Here is an 18,647-nt window from a genome sequence, read left to right on the forward strand (position 1 = left end):
TTTTTTGGTAACATCTTAAAATTTCCAAGTAAATATTCCTTGGTTCAGAGATTTCATCAGTTCTTCCGTTTTTGACTCAAATTCTAATTGTGCCTCGTGGATAGATTTCTCTAGTGAACTATTTCCTTCAGGAACAATATCATTGATGGACCCGATTGCTTTTAGATACCAGTCCTGCCATACTTTAAGAATCAAGGCTTGCTCACCCAATTCACCTTCTTCTTCCAAGATCTTTTTGCTTAAAGCGATTTCTGTTTTTAACCGTTCGATTCCCTGCTGTTTTATACTTTTAATTAGTTTCTCAGCAAATTCAGCATCGGCATTCACCAGTTCCAAACCGCTTACCAAGGCTGCCGTACCTACATTTTTCAAGGTTTCTTGAGATACTTTGTCAATTCTGTCATTATTGGTGTGGTAAAATTGATCTGTAAAATGCCATAGGAGGAGTCCGGGAATATCGGCCTGTAAAAAGGGGGTATGGTCACTGCCGCCTTCGAAAGGGTTTGTTTCCACTTTCCAGTCTGCGAATTTGCCCTGAGCCTTAAAGTTGGAAATAATAAAGTCGTTTAGGTAATGCGGTTTCATGTCTTCCGTTGATAAAACTTCCCCACCCCATTCGGTATGTTTATCTGCTCCCCGTGTCCAAATAGCACTTGGATCCGGCATTTTTTCAATTAGAAAAGAGCCACCAGTAATGTTAGTATCCTCTCCCACCATATCTAAACTAATGCCCCATTTGATGCCTTTCGCCCTTTCTGGGTTTTCTTGAATATACCTGCGGGTAGAGATGATTTCATCTCCCCATAAGAAGGTTAGGGTGCGGTCAAGGTCAATCTTTCCTTCAGAAAATAGTTTTGCCGCAAGTACTGCCATTTCTAACTGGGTGCCTACTCCGGTTGCATTGTCATTTGCCCCAGGTTCTTGTATATGTGCCGAAAACACCAAACGTTCATCGGGTTTTTCGACTCCTTTGATGTTCGCAACGATGGTAAGTTCTTCGGATGGGTATCGTTTGGTTTGGATATTGACCAAAACCTCCGTCGTTCCTTTTTGCAATCGTGCGATTAATTTTTCCTTCGTCTCAAAGGAAAGTGCGATACCCCAAAAATTCGTGGAATCTTGGTGCGGCAAGCTCCTAAACTGGATGGAGGTTTTGTTTTTTTCCGGTTGTAAATAAGTGGGATTGTCATATGTGAGAATTCCCAAAGCCCCATTTTCCAAAAGATAATCAAATAGTTTTCTGGCGCTTATTTCGGTATAAATGATTTTATCCTTTACCGGAATTTTTTCTAGCTGCTCTAAATTCTCCACATACAAAACTTCTGCCTGCACACCGTTTTCTGGAGTTGAAGCGGAATTTAAATAGGTCATGTTTCGGTTGGATGCCGATACCAATAAAGGTTTGTCTTCTCCAACAATTTGAAGCGATGCGCTTATAGGCTCCCAAGTTTGATTTTCCATGGGGCGTTTTTCAATGCGATAGGTAAGTCGGTCGGTTTCTTTGGCTTCAGATTCCAATACAAAGCCCGATGCTTTTAAGGTGTCGGCAATCAGGTAAACCGTATTATTGAAACCTGTATTACCTACTACGCGCCAATAATCTTCCATGTAATCTGTGGTTTTATAGGCGAGTTTTCCAGTAAATGCTGGTCGTACCAATGCAAAATAATCGGTTGAGTTATTCTCAATTTTTTGAGAGCATCCCGTTAAAAAAGTAAAGCAGACCATCATCGAAACGACGCCCTGCTTTGACCTAAGTTTTAAAAAGGATGGTTTGTGGCTTATTCTTCCCATTTCCAGTCGTTTCCAATAATCAGTTTTTCCTTCAAATTGTTCTTGATCATAAATTCTTTGGTCGTCTCACTGTCCATTTTGGTAGCCGGAAGCTTATCTGCATTTGCCACGGCATAGAGCATCATCGTGCCGAATCGTGCGGTATTGGTCATGTGGTCTTCGTTCACCAAGTTGAAATCATCACAATCGGAATGGTAACAGCCGTAAATGGAACGGTCTAAATTACTGTTGACCGACAAAATTGGAACACCTTCTAACATAAAGGGTTGGTGATCGCTATGTAAGCCAGATTTATTGGAAAAGGTATTTTGATAAATGGTATCCTGTTTTTGTATGGCAGCGCCTAAATCGGTAAAAAATTCTTCACTATCCAATTTACCACCCGCGTTTATCCCAATCGGGTTGCCAGACATATCTAAGTTCATCATGTATTTTATGTTGTCCATAGTGTTGTTTTCGATGGCCTGTTCAACCATATATTTAGAACCCAATAGCCCTTGTTCCTCGCCCATGAACATAACGAATTTTATTGTTCGTTTTGGATGGAGGTTATTCGCTTTAAAAGCACGCGCAATATCCAGAACGGCAAAAGACCCGATACCGTTGTCAATGGCCCCAGTGGCCAAATCCCATGAATCCAAATGACCTCCAATTACAATTTCTTCATTGGGTATTTCACTGCCCGGTAACGTAGCGACTACATTTCTTGCTTTAATGACATCACTCGTGTTGGTCATGCTTATTTTGGCGATGGCTTTCTGATTTTTTAGGCTTTCTTTTAAGGCCATCCCATCCTCTTTTCCTATACAAACGGCAGGGATAGGAATCAATTCTCCGGTAACGGAAGCCGTACCGGTCAATAAAACGCCGTTGTCCACTTGATTGGCAATGATGATACCAATGGCACCATATTTTATGGCCAAGGCCGTTTTTTCACTTCGATGCAAGTTGGTCAAGCCCTCTGGGCTATCCGGTAAAATACCGATATAGACCAAAGAAATTTTTCCTTTCACCGCATCGGGGTCGGCCGCATAATCCGCTTCGAGACCATTGCCCATATCTACAATTTCACCGGTCACATCAGCTTCGATAGGGGAATGCCCCAGCGTAACTACTTTTACGGGTTCATCCTTTATTTCCAAGGAAACATCTCCACGGGCCCAGGCTTCCACCTCAAAAGTTTGGTAGGCGACATCTTCGTATCCGTATTCCTTGAACTTGTTATAGGTATATTCCTCTGCTTTTGATCCATTTGTAGAACCTGTCAATCGATGACCAATAGTTTCCGAAGCTTCTTTTAAGGTGCTGTATCCCTTTGCGTTGGCCTTGATTTCCGAATCGATACGGGCAAAAAGTTGTGCTTGGGTTTCTTCTTTTTTAGTTTCTGAACAGGCCTGAAGGCATAGAAAGGCTATCGATAGATAGGCTACTTTTTTCATGAAGTTTTAGTTTTTGGTTGAAGCCTACAAGTTAGCTAATTGTTCTTGAAAAGGTGATGCATGTTTCCATGTAATTCTGGTAAATATGTGCGGTAATCTTTATCAAAATAAAGGCTAATGCTTAATTTTATGGCAAAATCAATATTTCATGAAATACAGTCAAATTCCTAATTCCTTATTTATAAAGAACCGCAAAAAATTCATGGAGCGTATGCGTCCCAAAAGTGTTGCGGTTTTTAACTCCAACGATATTTATCCTATAGGTGCCGATAGCGTGATGCCCTTTGAGCAACACCGCGATATTTTTTACCTATCCGGTGCGGATCAGGAAGAGACCATTTTGCTGTTATTCCCCGATGCGATGGATGAAAAACACCGTGAAATCCTATTCGTCAGGGAAACCAACGACCATATCGCCGTTTGGGAAGGGGCTAAACTGACCAAGGAAAAAGCGACCGAAGTTTCAGGTATCCAAACTATATATTGGTTGAAGGAATTCGATAAAGTGTTTTTCGACCTAATGACCGAGGCCGAAACCATCTATTTTAATACCAACGAGCATTACCGGCAAGCGGTAGAAACCCAAACCCGCGAAGACCGTTTTATCCAAAAATGCAAGCAGGACTATCCGGCGCATCAAATCGCGAAAAGCAATCCCATACTTCAAGAAATCCGTGGAATCAAGGAACCTGAGGAATTGGAGCTCATGCAGATGGCGTGTAACATTACCGAGAAAGGTTTCCGTAGATTATTGGGTTTTGTAAAACCCGGAGTAATGGAATACGAAATTGAAGCTGAACTACTGCATGAATTTGTAAGTAACCGTTCCAAAGGATTTGCCTATCCGCCCATTATCGCCTCAGGAAATAATGCCAATGTGTTGCACTATCTAGAGAATAACAGACCTTGCAAGGAGGGAGATTTGATACTGTTGGACACGGCAGCGGAATATGCCAACTATTCCAGTGATTTGACCCGTACCATTCCAGCAAGCGGAAGGTTCACTAAACGGCAAAAAGAAGTTTACAATGCCGTACTACGTGTAAAGGACGAAGCGACAAAAATGCTGGTACCGGGAACGTTTTGGGCAGAATACCACAAAGAATGTGGTAAGTTGATGACCTCGGAATTGTTAAGATTAGGCTTATTGGATAAAGCCGACGTTCAAAACGAGAATCCGGATTGGCCCGCCTATAAAAAATACTTTATGCACGGAACCAGTCACCATATCGGCTTGAATACGCACGATTATGGAGAATTGAAAACACCCATGAAAGCGAATATGGTATTTACGGTAGAACCGGGTATTTATATTCCTGCCGAAAATATGGGTGTTCGTTTAGAGGATGACGTAGTGATTCAAGAAAGCGGAGTGCCGTTTAACCTTATGGCCAACATTCCAATTAAGGCCGAGGAGATCGAGGAATTAATGAATGCGTAATAGGCATCAATATTTTATTTTTAATAACTTATGGTTACGAAATTAGTTTCATGGAACGTTAATGGCATACGGGCTGCAGTTAAAAAGGATTTTGAAAATGTAGTATCTGATTTTGATGCCGATATATTTTGTGTTCAAGAAACGAAGGCACAGGATGATCAAGTGAGTGAAGCCTTGAAGAATTTGGACAATTACCAATTATTCTCCAATAGCGCCGAAAAGAAAGGCTACTCTGGAACCGGAATTTTAATCAAGGATAAACCCGTAGATTTCACAAAAAACATGGGAGTCGTTGAGCATGATTCGGAAGGGCGAATCATACATACCGAACTAGAGCATTTTCATCTGGTGAACGTTTATGTACCTAATAGTGGTAACGGCCTAAAACGCTTGGACTATAGGTCTGTTTGGGATAAAGATTTCACCAATTATCTAAAGGAACTATCAAAAAGCAAACCGTTAATTATTACCGGAGATTTCAATGTGGCGCATACCGAAAATGACCTAGCGAATCCTAAAAGCAATTACAACAAAACTTCAGGATTTACCCAAGTAGAAATCGATGGTTTTGGACATATGCTAAAGGAGTTGGATCTGGTGGATAGCTTTAGGCAACTGCATCCGGATACATTTGACAAGTATACCTTTTGGAGCATGCGCGGTGGCGCGAGATCACGAAACGTAGGCTGGCGTATCGATTATTTCTTGGTCAGTGCTTCGATTTGGCCCAAGGTGAAGTCGGCCGAAATCCATGATCAGATTATGGGAAGCGACCATTGCCCAATTAGCCTTGTTATAAAATTTTAATTTTTAAATCATAAAAAAACGGCCCCATGTTCTGGGGCCGTTTCATCAAATTTTGGTGTGCGGAACTTTCAATCTTACATTCCTGGCAATACAACGGTATCCACAACGTGAATTATTCCGTTAGATTGATTCACATCGGCAATAGTTACTGTAGAAATGTTTCCGGCAGCATCTTTCAATTGCACTTTTTTACCCTTTAACATAGCCGTTAATTTACCTCCGTTAACAGTGGTCAATTCAGCTTTTCCTTTTCCGTCTTTAATCATTTTAACCAAATCCATGGAGCTCACTTTTCCTGCCACTACATGGTAAGTAAGTACAGCTTGCAATTTCTCTTTGTTTTCAGGCTTCAATAAAGTTTCAACGGTACCTTTAGGTAATTTGTCAAAAGCAGCATTGGTAGGTGCGAAAACGGTAAACGGACCTTCACCTTGCAAGGTTTCTACAAGTCCGGCGGCTTTTACTGCGGCAACCAATGTGGTGTGGTCTTTAGAGTTTACTGCATTCTCAATGATGTTTTTAGTAGGATACATTTCTGCGCCACCGACCATTTTGGTCTGTATCATCATTTTCTCCTTTTTCATCTTCTTCATGGAACCATCTTGTGCGAAAGCAGTTGTGCCAAGCGCAAGTGTAAATGCTAATGTTACTACGGTAATGGATTTTGAAATTTTCATCTTTTCTTAGTTTTTATGTATACCCTACCTACGCTCCTTTTTTCGAAAGGTTTGGTTTTTTAAATTTTTAATGATTGAACAGAAATGAAAAATTGGATTTTGGTAGGACGATTTATTTTTGGAATTGTCAATCTCACCTCTATTCTAGAAGTCAAACCATATATAATGAAGAATTATCTTGATAAGCGAATGAAGACATTGGTCAATATAAAGGTTGCCAATGCCGGCAACGCCCAACCCAAACTATATTCCTGTAAAGGAATCCAAGAAAAGGTTTCAGGTTTTGGGGTCAATGCCGGAATACTATTTAAAAAGTCGGGGATACTAAAAAGAATGGTGGTTAGGGTAACGGCTCGAAATACAAAAGACGACCCCCATTTTTCAGGAACTACGTTCAGTAGAATTAGAATTACAGTGATTGGATAAATAAACATCAATGAGGGTAATGCCACAATGATGATGTAACCTACATCAAATTTACCGATAAGAATACCTAAAACGCTCCCTATAATTGCGGTTAGCGTGTAGGCCAGTTGAGAGTCATTGCATCTTGATTTTACAAAATCCGCCGTTCCGGTAACGATGCCTACTGCGGTTGTAAAACATGCTATGGCTACCAAAATACTTAAAAAGATATTGCCCACATTTCCCAAACTCTGTTTTGCCAAACCAGAAAGTAAAGCGGTTCGTGTAGTATCCTCAGGAAAAGCCGAATGTACTAATGCACCAGAAAGTATCAAGCCCATATAGATAAGGAACAGGGCCAGTCCTGCAATCCATCCCGCTTTACGGATCATTGATCTTTTATCCTCGTATGAGGCATCGGTATGTTTGAGATTAATGGAAATGATAATTACCCCGCCTACGACTACGGCACCAATGGCATCAAAGGTTTGGTATCCCTCCAAAATCCCGTTAGAAAAGGGATTAGTAATGTTCGTCGTTCCAAAATCGAACGGAAATGAAAAAATGGTAATACCGATTACAAAAAGTAAAATCAGAATGATGGCCGGTGTCAACAACTTTCCTAATACCCCTAATATCCGTGAGCGGTTGATGGCGAATATAAAGACTAGGCCAAAATAGATACTGCTGGTAACCCAAGGAGAAATATCCCAATATGGTTGTATGGCCATCTCATGTGTAACCGATGCGGTTCTAGGCCCTGGTAATGCCACAGCTATGGCATAAATGAAAAAGGAAAAAATCAAACTAAAAGTGGGGGAGACTTTTTTTCCGAAATCCATCAAGGTGCCTTGTAGTTTGGCATGGGCCAAAATCCCTAAAAGTGGAATTACCATTGCAGAAAGACAAAAGCCAATGGTAACAATAAGCCATTGGTTACCAGCATTGAAACCTAATAGAGGGGGCAAAATTAAATTTCCGGCACCGAAAAAAAGGGAGAATAGCGCAAAGGCCGTTATAAGTATTTCTTTCTTCTTGAACATGGCTGCAAATAAAGTGAAAGATTATGGAATAACGAACGCGCCCTGATTTTTGAATGATAAGACACCAAAAAAAATTAGGTTGACAACAAAAAAGTTCAACCTCACAACAAATAGTGGTACAGCACTTTAATATACAGTACTTTAACAAAAGGAAATTTACCCCAAGTTATTTCCTGCAAAAGTATAACCTTGAACAAACACTTAATCGCATTTTATCGGTTACCCAAATCGAAACCTTTGCAACAAAAACCTACAGCATGAAAAAATTATTCTGCAACATTTTTGGCCATCACTATTCCATCTCTAAAAAGGTGACATCGCACATTAAAGAATACAAGTGTATTCATTGCCAAAAGCAAGTTACGACAGACGTAAGTGGAAACCTTTCGATATTAACGCCAGAGTTGGAAGACATCAACAGAACGTTAGAACATATTTACCAAAGAAGACATACCGCTGCGCAACAAGTAGCTTAATTGTTTTTTCTTTTTAGGTAAAAGAATTCCAACCCTGCGCGGTCAATGGAATCTTCGTATTGTTCCTGGAAATCAAGAAAGCACCTTCATCTTTTCCCGTGGTATGCCCCACAACGGTTAAGTTAGGATTGCCCTTTATTTTCGGGAATTCTTTTTGGTCTATGGTAAACAAAAGTTCATAGTCTTCGCCTCCACTTAAGGCTACCAATGTACTATCCATTTTAAATTCCTCACAGGCCGAAATAACGGTTGGATCTAAAGGAATTTTATCCTCGTAAAGATCAATACCCAAACCGCTACTCTTGCTTAAATGAAGAATTTCAGATGAAAGTCCGTCACTAATATCAATCATTGAAGTAGGGTGCACCTCCAGTTTTTTCAATAGTTCAACAATATCCTTTCGAGCTTCAGGCTTTAACTGTCGTTCTACAATATAGGAATAAGGTTCCAGATCGGGTTGGCTGTTGGGGTTGACCTTAAAAACTTCCTTTTCACGTTCCAATACCTGTAAACCCATATAAGCTCCACCTAAATCGCCCGAAACGACTAATAAGTCATTTGGTTTGGCACCTGATCGATAAGCGATATCTGCCTCGTCTGACTCGCCTATGGCGGTAACACTAATTAAAAGTCCGGTTTTAGAAGAGGTGGTATCACCTCCGACCAAGTCAACTTTATAGGTTTTACATGCAGTGGCAATGCCCGCATATAATTCTTCCAATGCTTCTAACGGAAAACGATTGGAAACGGCAATAGAAACTGTTACTTGTGTTGCCGTTGCATTCATCGCATAGATATCGGATAGATTCACCATAACCGACTTATAACCTAAATGTTTCAGAGGCATGTAGGCAAGGTCAAAATGTACCCCTTCAATTAAGAGGTCCGTACTGATCACCGTTTTTTTGTTTTTGAAATCCAAAACGGTTGCATCGTCTCCAATACCTTTTATGGTCGATTTTTGTTTGATTTTAAAATCCTTGGTGAGGTGGTCTATGAGACCAAATTCTCCTAATTTCTCCAAAGAAGTCCTTTCTTGATTCTTATCTTCTAGCATGATGCAAAAATAAGGAGTTAATACTAGATTAAAAGCATAAAAAAACTGGAGTTGTTACGCTCCAGTTTTCCTTTTTTACGGTTTAAAAAAACTAAATGTCTATCCTAAGGAATAACCGTCCCGGTAGGTACGTTTTACATATTTATTTGCAGGTTCAAAATTCGTGATTTTCATATTGGCTGCATCCCACTGTAAACGTTTTCTTCCGTAATATTGTTTTCCACCGCCCCAGAAGCCTTGGTTTTCAGCTGTGGGGTCAACTTCGAAGTATGATTTCAAGGCCAAATTACCAATGAGTATGCTTTCTGTAAACGGCCCGGCGTAGTCAAAAGAAGAACTGGTCTCCGCATTTCCATACCCTGCCATACAGGCATTTACCCACTGTAAATAATGACCTTCGGGCACACGTGCAATGGTTTCTTCAACTTCAAATTGTTCGTTAAGGCTTAATGGAAGTAATCGTGGATTGGCTCCGTAACAATCGGCCATTAATTTTCCTTTGGTGCCTATAAATAGAACACCGCCATCCCAGTTGCCCAAAGCTTCATCATCACCTAGTTCGTCAGGCCGTTCAGGTAATAATCCGCCATCCATCCAAGAAACTTTAATAGTTCCTTTTCCATCGGTACGTGGGTAGCTTAAATGGATTTTACTGGAGTTGGGAAAACTTTTTGGATAATCAGCTGTTTCAAACTTCCCTTTAAAAGAATCTGAAACACTACACTCTACAGTACTTGGATAAAGAATGGGTAGAATTCTATAAACGGGATCCATAATATGGCAGGCCATATCGCCTAAGGCACCTGTTCCGAAATCTGACCAACCCCGCCAATCGAAAGGAAGGTAGGCGTCATTGTAATCGCGCATTGCGGCAGTACCGAGCCAAAGATTCCAGTCCAGACCTTTGGGAACCCTATCTTTTTTGGTAGGTGTCTGTAAGGCTTGTGGCCAAATGGGCCTATTTGTCCAGCATTTTACGGTGTGCACATCACCAATAATTCCTGTATCATAAATTTCCTTCATTTTACGAACACCATCGCCAGAACCACCCTGGTTACCCATTTGCGTCACCACTTTGAATTTTTTGGCCGCTTCAGTAAGCATTCTTGCCTCCCAAATATCATGGGTCAACGGTTTTTGTACGTAGACATGTTTACCCATTGACATCGCTTGATAGGCGGCTACGGCATGGTTGTGGTCAGGAGTGGAAACCGAAACCGCATCAATGTTATTACCTTCTTTTTCAAGCATTTCGCGGAAATCGCTATAATAACTTGCTTTTGGAAAAGCTTCTCTTGATGCAATCGCCTGCCTGTAATCTACATCACACAGCGATACGATATTTACATTCGGACTTTCTGCAAAGGAAGCAATATCACTTTGGCCTTTGCCCCCGACACCAATTCCTGCAATATTCAATTTATCACTAGGGGCAACATAACCTGTACCACCCAGCACGTGTCTGGGAACGATCATAAATCCGGCCGCTGCCAAGCCGGTATTTTTCATGAATTTTCTACGGGTGTTCTTTTTGAAATTCCTCTCTTTTTTTGACATAAAGCACTCTTGTTTTGATTTAAGTTGATTTGGCCTTCAAGTTAATCCATTTATTTTTATTTTATAAATATGACAAGGGATTAATGGCTAAGTAGATTAGGTATTTAACACCTTTGGCTTTTACAATGAATTAATATTACAAAAAAAAGACATTATTGTTTTTCCATGGCTTCTTTTCAAAAACGACTTATATATTAATAAGTTTTCTCAGTTGATGCTTCTTGGGTTATTTGAATCGGCCCATATGAGATATACTCAGTTGGTAATAAGTTGAATTAATGAAGAAAATATTCAGTACGGTTTCAATTTCTGTAAAGGGGCACGGACCAAATATATAATCAACATAAAAGCGTCAAAAACTGAGCAGCTGGCATTCTTTGCAATCTATAGTATTATCCTATAATGAGATACATTATAATAATGTAAGGTTATATGGTAAAAACCTACATATAGCGTATATTTGTAAACTATTTAGATTAAATCTAGTTAATTATGATTCAAGTATCAGAAACAGCCAAAAAGAAAGTCGTCAGTCTTATGACCGAGGAAGGTTTTGATGCATCTAAGGATTATGTGCGGGTAGGAGTGAAAAGTGGTGGTTGTAGTGGATTGTCCTATGAATTGAACTTTGACAGTAAGAAAGATGAGACCGATAAGGTTTTTGAAGACAACGACGTACGTATCATTGTAGATAAAAAGAGCTTTTTGTATTTGGTGGGTACCGTTTTGGAATATTCTGGCGGACTTAACGGAAAGGGATTTGTCTTCAACAATCCGAACGCACAACGTACCTGTGGTTGCGGAGAAAGTTTTTCCTTATAAATTGTTGATTGCTAAATGTTAATTGACGTATTACAAATAATATGGCATACACAGAAGAAGAATTAAAAAAAGAACTGGAAACCAAAGAGTATGAATATGGTTTCTATACGGATATAGAATCTGACACCTTTCCTAATGGTTTGAGCGAAGAAATCGTGATTGCCATTTCCAAGAAAAAGGAGGAGCCGGAGTGGATGACGCTGTGGCGACTCGAAGCCTTTAAGTATTGGAAGGAAATGGCCGAGCCAGAATGGGCGAATGTCCGTTATAAAAAACCCGATTTTCAGGCAATTTCCTATTATTCTGCTCCTAAGAAAGCAGATCCCAACAAAACCTTGGAAGATGTTGATCCCGAGTTGTTGGAGATGTATAAGAAATTAGGAATTTCGGTTGATGAACAAAAGAAACTTCAGAACGTTGCAGTAGATATTGTGATGGACTCGGTTTCTGTTGCCACCACTTTTAAAAAGACCTTGGCCGAAAAGGGAATTATTTTCTGTTCCATTTCCGAAGCCATTAAGGAACATCCCGAACTGGTGAAGAAGTATTTAGGCACGGTTGTTCCTAAACGAGATAATTTTTATGCAGCATTGAACTCCGCCGTATTTTCAGATGGTAGTTTCTGCTACATTCCCAAAGGCGTTCGTTGCCCTATGGAATTGTCCACTTATTTTAGAATCAACCAAGCCGGTACAGGTCAGTTCGAACGAACCTTGTTGATCGCTGACAAAGGGAGTTATGTAAGTTATTTGGAAGGCTGCACGGCACCGTCGAGGGATGAAAACCAATTGCATGCTGCCGTGGTGGAGTTAATTGCGTTGGACGATGCCGAAATAAAATATTCAACCGTTCAAAACTGGTTTCCTGGCGGAAAAGACGGTAAAGGTGGCGTGTATAATTTTGTGACCAAAAGAGCCCTTTGCGAGAAGAACGCGAAAGTATCTTGGACACAGGTAGAAACGGGTTCGGCCGTTACTTGGAAGTATCCATCCTGTATTTTAAAGGGAGATAATTCCATAGGGGAGTTTTATTCTATTGCCGTTACCAATAATTACCAACAGGCCGATACGGGTACGAAAATGATCCATCTCGGTAAGAATACCAGAAGTACGATTATTTCAAAGGGTATTTCTGCAGGTAAATCACAGAATAGTTATAGAGGTTTGGTTCAGATCAATAGTGGGGCAGATAATGCACGTAACTTCTCTCAATGTGATTCCCTTTTAATGGGGAACGAATGTGGGGCGCACACCTTCCCGTACATTGAAGCAAAAAACAAATCTGCCCAAATAGAACATGAGGCTACCACCAGTAAGATTGGCGAGGACCAAATTTTTTATTGTAACCAACGAGGCATCGATACTGAAAAAGCGATCGCATTGATTGTCAACGGTTTCAGTAAGGAAGTGCTTAATAAACTACCAATGGAGTTTGCTGTTGAAGCCCAAAAGCTTTTGGAGATTAGTTTAGAAGGTTCGGTAGGATAAAGAAAAAAACGAAATGAAGAGAATACTATTAATATTCGCAGTACCATTGGTGTTCTTTGCCTGTAAAGAGACAAAGAAGGAAGTGAAGGAAGATGTTGTCGAAGCGGTGAAACCCGAAGTAAAGTTATATGTTTTCGATGGTGGAACGGTTATGGCCAATAATTTAGAATTGTTCTCTCAAGATACTACTTATCATGGCCAATCGAGGGAATTTGCAGATCCGTTTTTTGTCATCAGTCACCCTAAGGGAAATTTAATGTGGGATGCGGGCCTGCCAGAAGGTCTGGTTGCTATGGATGAACCTTACACAGACCCAAGCGGGGCATTTACAGTTTCCCGAAAGGATTCTGTCATGAATCAGTTGAAAAGTATCGGAATGTCGCCGGCCGATATAAAATATATGGCCCTCTCACATACCCATTTTGATCATAGCGGGCACGCCAACGCATTAAAGGATGCCACTTGGTTAGTTCAAGATGCCGAATATGATTTTATTACCAGTGAAGAAACACAAAAATCAAATGCGGATATTTATAATGCGATCAAAGCGTTAGAAAAGGTACAAAAAATCAAAGGTGATTATGATGTTTTTGGCGATGGTAGTGTGGTGATAAAATCAATGCCTGGCCACACACCGGGTCATCAAGTTTTGTATTTGGATTTGGCCGAAAATGGTCCAATCCTTTTAACAGGCGATTTATACCACCTTTACGAAAACAGAGCGTATAAGCGAGTACCTAGTTTTAATTATGATGTTGAGCAAACATTAAAGAGTATGGAAGCTTTTGAGGCTTTTGCAAAAGAAAACGGCGCAAAAGTGTACATACAACATTCAAAAGAAGATTTTAACAAACTGCCTAAGGCACCAGAATATTTAAAGTAGTAGACTATGTTGAAAATTACAAACCTACATGCTCAAATAGAGGATAAGGAAATTTTAAAAGGAATTAATCTAGAAGTTAAAGCCGGTGAGGTGCATGCCATCATGGGGCCAAATGGTTCAGGTAAAAGTACATTGGCTTCGGTAATCGCCGGTAAGGAAGAATTTGAAGTTACCCATGGATCTATAGAATTATATGGGGAGGATTTGGATGAGGTTTCCCCAGAGGAAAGAGCACACAAGGGTGTTTTCCTTTCGTTTCAGTATCCTATAGAAATACCTGGGGTTTCAGTGACCAACTTTATGAAAACGGCCATTAACGAGTCGCGTAAAGCTAAAGGTTTGGAAGATATGCCAGCAAAGGACATGTTAAAGCTGATCCGTGAAAAATCTGAACTGTTGGAAATCGACCGTAAGTTTTTATCCCGCTCGTTGAACGAAGGCTTTTCTGGGGGAGAGAAGAAACGTAACGAAATTTTTCAAATGGCAATGTTAGAGCCAAAGGTCGCAATTTTGGATGAGACCGATTCTGGTTTGGATATTGATGCCCTTCGTATTGTAGCGAATGGAGTAAATAAATTGAAAAGTAAGGATAACGCCGTTATTTTAATTACCCACTACCAAAGACTTTTAGAATATATCGTTCCAGATTTCGTACACGTATTGCATAACGGTAAAATTGTAAAATCTGGTGGTAAGGAGTTGGCTCTTGAACTGGAAGAGAAAGGTTATGATTGGTTGAAGCAAGAAACTGCTATTTAAAATAGTATTAAGTGGAAAGTAGTCAGTACAAAGTACTCGCTGCCTAATACTCATTACTAAACTAAATACTACATAAAATGGATTTAAAAGATAAATTAATTTCTTCCTTTATGGCGTTTGAGAACAACGTGGATGTGGAGCATCCGGTACACGATGTTCGTATGGCTGCCATAAAGAATTTCGAGGAAAAAGGTTTTCCTTCCAAGAAAGAGGAAGCTTGGAAATATACATCGCTCAATAGTTTACAGAAAGTAGATTTCAGTATTTTTCCTAAACAGGAGAATACCTTAGAGTATAAGGATGTGAAACGCTATTTCCTTCATGAAATCGATTCGTATAAAATCGTTTTTGTTGATGGTATTTATAGCTCTTACTTGTCTGAAACTACCCATGATGGTGTCGACATTTGTTTAATGAGCTCGGCGTTAACCAAACCCATGTACAAACAGGTAATTGATGTGTATTTTAATAAAATCGCATCCAAAGAGGAGTCGTTGACTTCTTTGAATACAGCGTTTAGTAGGGAGGGGGCTTATATCTACATTCCAAAGAATAAAATGCCTAAAAAGCCTATCGAGATTTTGCATTTCGCTACAGGTAATGAAGCTTCCTTAATGTTACAACCAAGGAATTTAGTCATTGTTGAAGAAAATGCAGAGGTACAGATTATTGAACGTCACCAGAGTTTAACTACCAATGAGGTGCTAACAAATGAGGTTACGGAAATTTTCGCGGCTAAAAGTGCTATTGTAGATTATTATAAAATACAGAACGATTCACCTACGGCTTCCCTTATAGATAACACCTATATTGATCAGAAAGATAAAAGTGTTGTTAAGGTACATACGTTCTCATTTGGCGGGAAACTCACAAGGAACAATATGAACTTCTATCAGAATGGTGAATACATTGATTCTACAATGAAGGGTGTTACGATTTTGGGTGAAAAGCAACATGTAGACCACCACACGTTAGTGCATCATATACAACCCAATTGTGAAAGTCACCAAGATTACAAAGGAATCTATGGAGATAGCTCTACCGGTGTTTTTAACGGAAAGATTATCGTGGATAAAATCGCCCAAAAAACGAATGCCTTTCAGCAGAACAATAACATTCTTATTAGCGATAAGGCAAGCATCAATACCAAACCGCAGTTGGAGATTTTTGCCGATGATGTTAAATGCTCGCATGGTTGCACCATTGGTCAGTTGGATGAAGAGGCCTTGTTCTATCTACAATCACGAGGAATCCCTAAAAAGGAAGCTAGGGCTTTATTAATGTATGCTTTTGCAAATAACGTGTTGTCTTCCGTTCGTATTCCAGAGTTGAAGACTAGGATCAATAAATTGATTGCAAAGAAACTAGGGGTCAACCTTGGCTTTGATCTATAAGTGACTTAAAAAATAATTTTTTATAATTAACGGTTCGTTGGGTAATTCTTAACGGACCGTTTTATTTTCCTACAAAGCTTTTGGTCTACTTTAGCCGGATAACAATCAATTCAATAATCAATTTATGAAAAGACTTTTACTTATTTCCGCTCTAACACTTAGTACTTATTTTCTACATTCCCAAGACCAAAAATGGAGTTTAGAAGCCAATTATCCTTTAAACCTGGTAGATGGTTCGGCATCAGGAATAAACAATTTGAATGGAATACTCGATTTGGGCCTAAAATATCGATTTATAGAATTGGGTCCAGTTAATTTAGGAATGGGGCTAAACACATCATTTTTGAAAAAAAACAATAATTTTACCTTTGGCACTCCAGATAGTAATGATTTAGGGTATGATTATAAAGCAAAAACGTATCTGCTACAACCTAAACTATTTATGGAAATGCCTATACCTGGCTTAACGAAGCTTAAACCACAATTAGGAATAGGTTATAGTGTAGTCTTTGACGACACCTATTTCAAAGATGGTGAAACAGTGGTTTTTGATAATTCTGAAACCGACGGAGCACTTAATTTAAATTTAGGCCTTTCTTACGATATTTCTAGCAGAATTTTTATTCAGATTCAATATGATTATCTAAATATAGCCCGAAAAGGAGAGTCGGTTTTTAATGAACAATCCTATACCTATGATTTCAAGGAAAATGCCAATATTTTAAAAGCAGGAGTCGGTTTTAGGTTCTAAACAGCGCAATTACAATAAGCTTGATACCCGATATGTTTTCATTATCGGGTATCTTTGTATAGAAGAAGTTGAACTATGTTAGATATAAAAAAAATACGGGAAGATTTCCCCATATTAAAACGGCAAGTGAACGGTAAACCCTTGGTTTACATGGATAATGCCGCTACCTCACAGACACCGCAACAAGTAATCGATGTCATCGTTGATTACTATCAAAACTATAACGCTAATATTCACCGTGGGGTTCATGCGCTTTCTCAAGAAGCTACGGATAAATACGAGCAAGCACGCCAAAAAGTCCAGAAGCATTTCAACGCAGAAAAATCCTGCGAAATTATTTTTACTTCAGGAACGACACACAGCATCAATATTGTGGCTAACGGTTTTTCTTCATTAATCAAAAAGGGAGATGAGGTTTTGGTTTCGGCTATGGAGCATCATTCGAACATCGTTCCGTGGCAAATGCTTTGTGAACGTACTGGAGCCGTTTTGAAAGTGATTCCTATGAGTCAAGAAGGGGAATTGTTGATGGATGCCTACGACGAATTATTATCCGAAAAAACGAAATTGGTTTTTTGTAATCATATTTCCAACGCTTTAGGTACTATCAATCCGATAAAGGAAATTATCGAAAAGGCACATAATGTAGGTGCGGCTGTTTTGATTGATGGTGCGCAGGCAGTGCCTCATTTAGCGGCAGATGTTCAAGCACTTGAGGTTGATTTTTATACCTGTTCCGCACATAAAATTTGCGGACCAACAGGTGTAGGTATGTTATATGGAAAAGAGGATTGGTTGAATAAATTGCCACCGTATCAAGGTGGGGGTGAAATGATTGCCGAGGTTACTTTTGAAAAGACAACCTATGCCGCGCTGCCCCATAAATTCGAAGCAGGAACGCCCAATATCTGTGGGGGAATCGCATTTGGTGCCGCACTGGACTATATGAACGCTATTGGGTTTGATTTGATAGCAAAATATGAGCATGAGCTTTTAGAATATGGCACCCAAGAATTGCTAAAAATAGAGGGACTCAAAATATATGGAACAGCAAAAAATAAAACTTCAGTGATATCTTTCAATATCGAAGGAATACATCCTTATGATATGGGTAGTATTCTAGATAAATTAGGTATTGCCGTACGTACGGGGCACCATTGTGCTCAACCCATAATGGATTTTTATAAGATACCTGGCACCGTTAGGGCTAGTTTCTCCTTTTATAATACCAAAGAAGAGATAGATGTTCTAGTTGCTGGCGTTAAGAAAGCTAAAAGCATGCTGCTGTAGTTTATAACACTAATTTGAAACTTTAGTTAGAACATGCAGATGTCAAATTATTGTTTCTCTTAAGCTTATAGTAAATGGGCGCCGACTAGGAGTCCTTTTGTGTATTTTAACCTTAATTATTCCAATATGAAACTGACCATAGCGATATTAATTACGGTTTTAGTGACGACCTGTAATCCAAAAAACAGGGACGCATCTGCATCCGTTCAGCAGTTCATTTATCAAGCTACGACAAGAGGGTCAAGTTATTCTTGTGACCTAACGGAAAATGAAATGATTATCACTTCCGAAGGAAGAGAAACATTTAAAAAATCGGTTAATGTTGAAACATATCAGTGGCAAGAATTGATTTCATCAATAAAAGACGTGTCATTTCAAGGTATTTCTCAACTAAAAGTGCCTAGTTCCGATCGTCACAGTGATCGCGCAAGAATAGCAACGTTGACCATCATAACCCAAAAGAAAACCTATAGATCTACGGACTTTGACGAGGGGAATCCCCCACGTGATTTGGTACCATTGATAAACCGTATACTAGCATTGACCCAAACAGTTGATTAGCACC

The 18,647-nt window shown here is 39.6% G+C and carries 17 protein-coding genes; 11 read left to right on the plus strand and 6 right to left on the minus strand.

Annotated elements, in window-relative coordinates:
- Positions 1-15: 15 nt before the first annotated feature.
- Together ACNR9Q_RS03950 and ACNR9Q_RS03955 are read right to left on the minus strand one after the other, a co-directional pair.
- Positions 16-1,794: a M28 family peptidase gene (locus tag ACNR9Q_RS03950; RefSeq protein ID WP_419213308.1), complete on the minus strand. Its 1,779-nt coding sequence runs from the start codon at positions 1,792-1,794 to the stop codon at positions 16-18.
- Positions 1,782-3,233 (minus strand): M20/M25/M40 family metallo-hydrolase, encoded by a 1,452-nt coding sequence (locus tag ACNR9Q_RS03955; RefSeq protein ID WP_419213309.1) that lies wholly within the window; start codon positions 3,231-3,233, stop codon positions 1,782-1,784. The genes ACNR9Q_RS03950 and ACNR9Q_RS03955 overlap by 13 nt, the downstream gene beginning before the upstream one ends.
- A 148-nt stretch (positions 3,234-3,381) precedes the next feature.
- Between ACNR9Q_RS03955 and ACNR9Q_RS03960 the strand changes: the two genes are divergently transcribed.
- Positions 3,382-4,674, plus strand: coding sequence for an aminopeptidase P family protein (locus tag ACNR9Q_RS03960; protein WP_419213310.1), 1,293 nt, complete (start codon positions 3,382-3,384; stop codon positions 4,672-4,674).
- Positions 4,675-4,704: 30 nt separating this feature from the next.
- A complete protein-coding gene (locus tag ACNR9Q_RS03965) occupies positions 4,705-5,481 on the plus strand; it encodes an exodeoxyribonuclease III (protein ID WP_419213311.1) in 777 nt (258 codons plus the stop codon).
- Between the two features lie 74 nt (positions 5,482-5,555).
- On the opposite strand, the gene ACNR9Q_RS03970 is transcribed toward ACNR9Q_RS03965, so the two are convergent.
- Positions 5,556-6,158: a fasciclin domain-containing protein gene (locus ACNR9Q_RS03970; RefSeq protein ID WP_419213312.1), complete on the minus strand. Its 603-nt coding sequence runs from the start codon at positions 6,156-6,158 to the stop codon at positions 5,556-5,558.
- Positions 6,159-6,331: 173 nt separating this feature from the next.
- Positions 6,332-7,606: a branched-chain amino acid transport system II carrier protein gene (locus ACNR9Q_RS03975; protein ID WP_419213313.1), complete on the minus strand. Its 1,275-nt coding sequence runs from the start codon at positions 7,604-7,606 to the stop codon at positions 6,332-6,334.
- Positions 7,607-7,863: 257 nt separating this feature from the next.
- Here ACNR9Q_RS03975 and ACNR9Q_RS03980 point away from each other — a divergent pair, with 257 nt between their 5' ends.
- Positions 7,864-8,082 (plus strand): hypothetical protein, encoded by a 219-nt coding sequence (locus ACNR9Q_RS03980; protein ID WP_419213314.1) that lies wholly within the window; start codon positions 7,864-7,866, stop codon positions 8,080-8,082.
- A gap of 13 nt (positions 8,083-8,095) precedes the next feature.
- On the opposite strand, the gene thiL is transcribed toward ACNR9Q_RS03980, so the two are convergent.
- Positions 8,096-9,139 (minus strand): thiamine-phosphate kinase, encoded by a 1,044-nt coding sequence (gene thiL / locus ACNR9Q_RS03985; RefSeq protein ID WP_419213315.1) that lies wholly within the window; start codon positions 9,137-9,139, stop codon positions 8,096-8,098.
- 99 nt (positions 9,140-9,238) lie between these two features.
- The gene (locus tag ACNR9Q_RS03990; protein WP_419213316.1) at positions 9,239-10,696 is read right to left on the minus strand and encodes a Gfo/Idh/MocA family protein; all 1,458 of its coding nucleotides are present in this window, start codon (positions 10,694-10,696) and stop codon (positions 9,239-9,241) included.
- A 492-nt stretch (positions 10,697-11,188) separates the two neighbouring features.
- Here ACNR9Q_RS03990 and ACNR9Q_RS03995 point away from each other — a divergent pair, with 492 nt between their 5' ends.
- The 8 genes from ACNR9Q_RS03995 (at position 11,189) to ACNR9Q_RS04030 (ending at position 18,643) form a co-directional block, all read left to right on the plus strand.
- Positions 11,189-11,518 carry a HesB/IscA family protein gene (locus ACNR9Q_RS03995; RefSeq protein ID WP_419213317.1) on the plus strand — a complete coding sequence of 110 codons (330 nt, stop codon included), beginning with the start codon at positions 11,189-11,191 and terminating at the stop codon, positions 11,516-11,518.
- 41 nt (positions 11,519-11,559) lie between these two features.
- Positions 11,560-13,005, plus strand: coding sequence for a Fe-S cluster assembly protein SufB (gene sufB, locus ACNR9Q_RS04000; protein WP_419213318.1), 1,446 nt, complete (start codon positions 11,560-11,562; stop codon positions 13,003-13,005).
- 13 nt (positions 13,006-13,018) lie between these two features.
- Entirely contained in the window at positions 13,019-13,888 is an 870-nt protein-coding gene (locus ACNR9Q_RS04005; RefSeq protein WP_419213319.1) for an N-acyl homoserine lactonase family protein, read from the plus strand.
- Positions 13,889-13,894: 6 nt separating this feature from the next.
- Complete coding sequence (gene sufC, locus ACNR9Q_RS04010; protein WP_419213320.1) at positions 13,895-14,647, plus strand: Fe-S cluster assembly ATPase SufC; 753 nt, start codon at positions 13,895-13,897, stop codon at positions 14,645-14,647.
- 77 nt (positions 14,648-14,724) lie between these two features.
- A complete protein-coding gene (sufD, locus tag ACNR9Q_RS04015; RefSeq protein WP_419213321.1) occupies positions 14,725-16,041 on the plus strand; it encodes a Fe-S cluster assembly protein SufD in 1,317 nt (438 codons plus the stop codon).
- A 124-nt stretch (positions 16,042-16,165) separates the two neighbouring features.
- Complete coding sequence (locus ACNR9Q_RS04020) at positions 16,166-16,792, plus strand: outer membrane protein (RefSeq protein WP_419213322.1); 627 nt, start codon at positions 16,166-16,168, stop codon at positions 16,790-16,792.
- Positions 16,793-16,867: 75 nt separating this feature from the next.
- Positions 16,868-18,082: an aminotransferase class V-fold PLP-dependent enzyme gene (locus ACNR9Q_RS04025; protein WP_419213323.1), complete on the plus strand. Its 1,215-nt coding sequence runs from the start codon at positions 16,868-16,870 to the stop codon at positions 18,080-18,082.
- Between the two features lie 126 nt (positions 18,083-18,208).
- A complete protein-coding gene (locus ACNR9Q_RS04030; RefSeq protein ID WP_419213324.1) occupies positions 18,209-18,643 on the plus strand; it encodes a hypothetical protein in 435 nt (144 codons plus the stop codon).
- Positions 18,644-18,647: the final 4 nt, after the last annotated feature.

Source organism: Maribacter sp. X9 (genome assembly GCF_048537565.1).
Taxonomy (GTDB): Bacteria; Bacteroidota; Bacteroidia; order Flavobacteriales; family Flavobacteriaceae; genus Maribacter.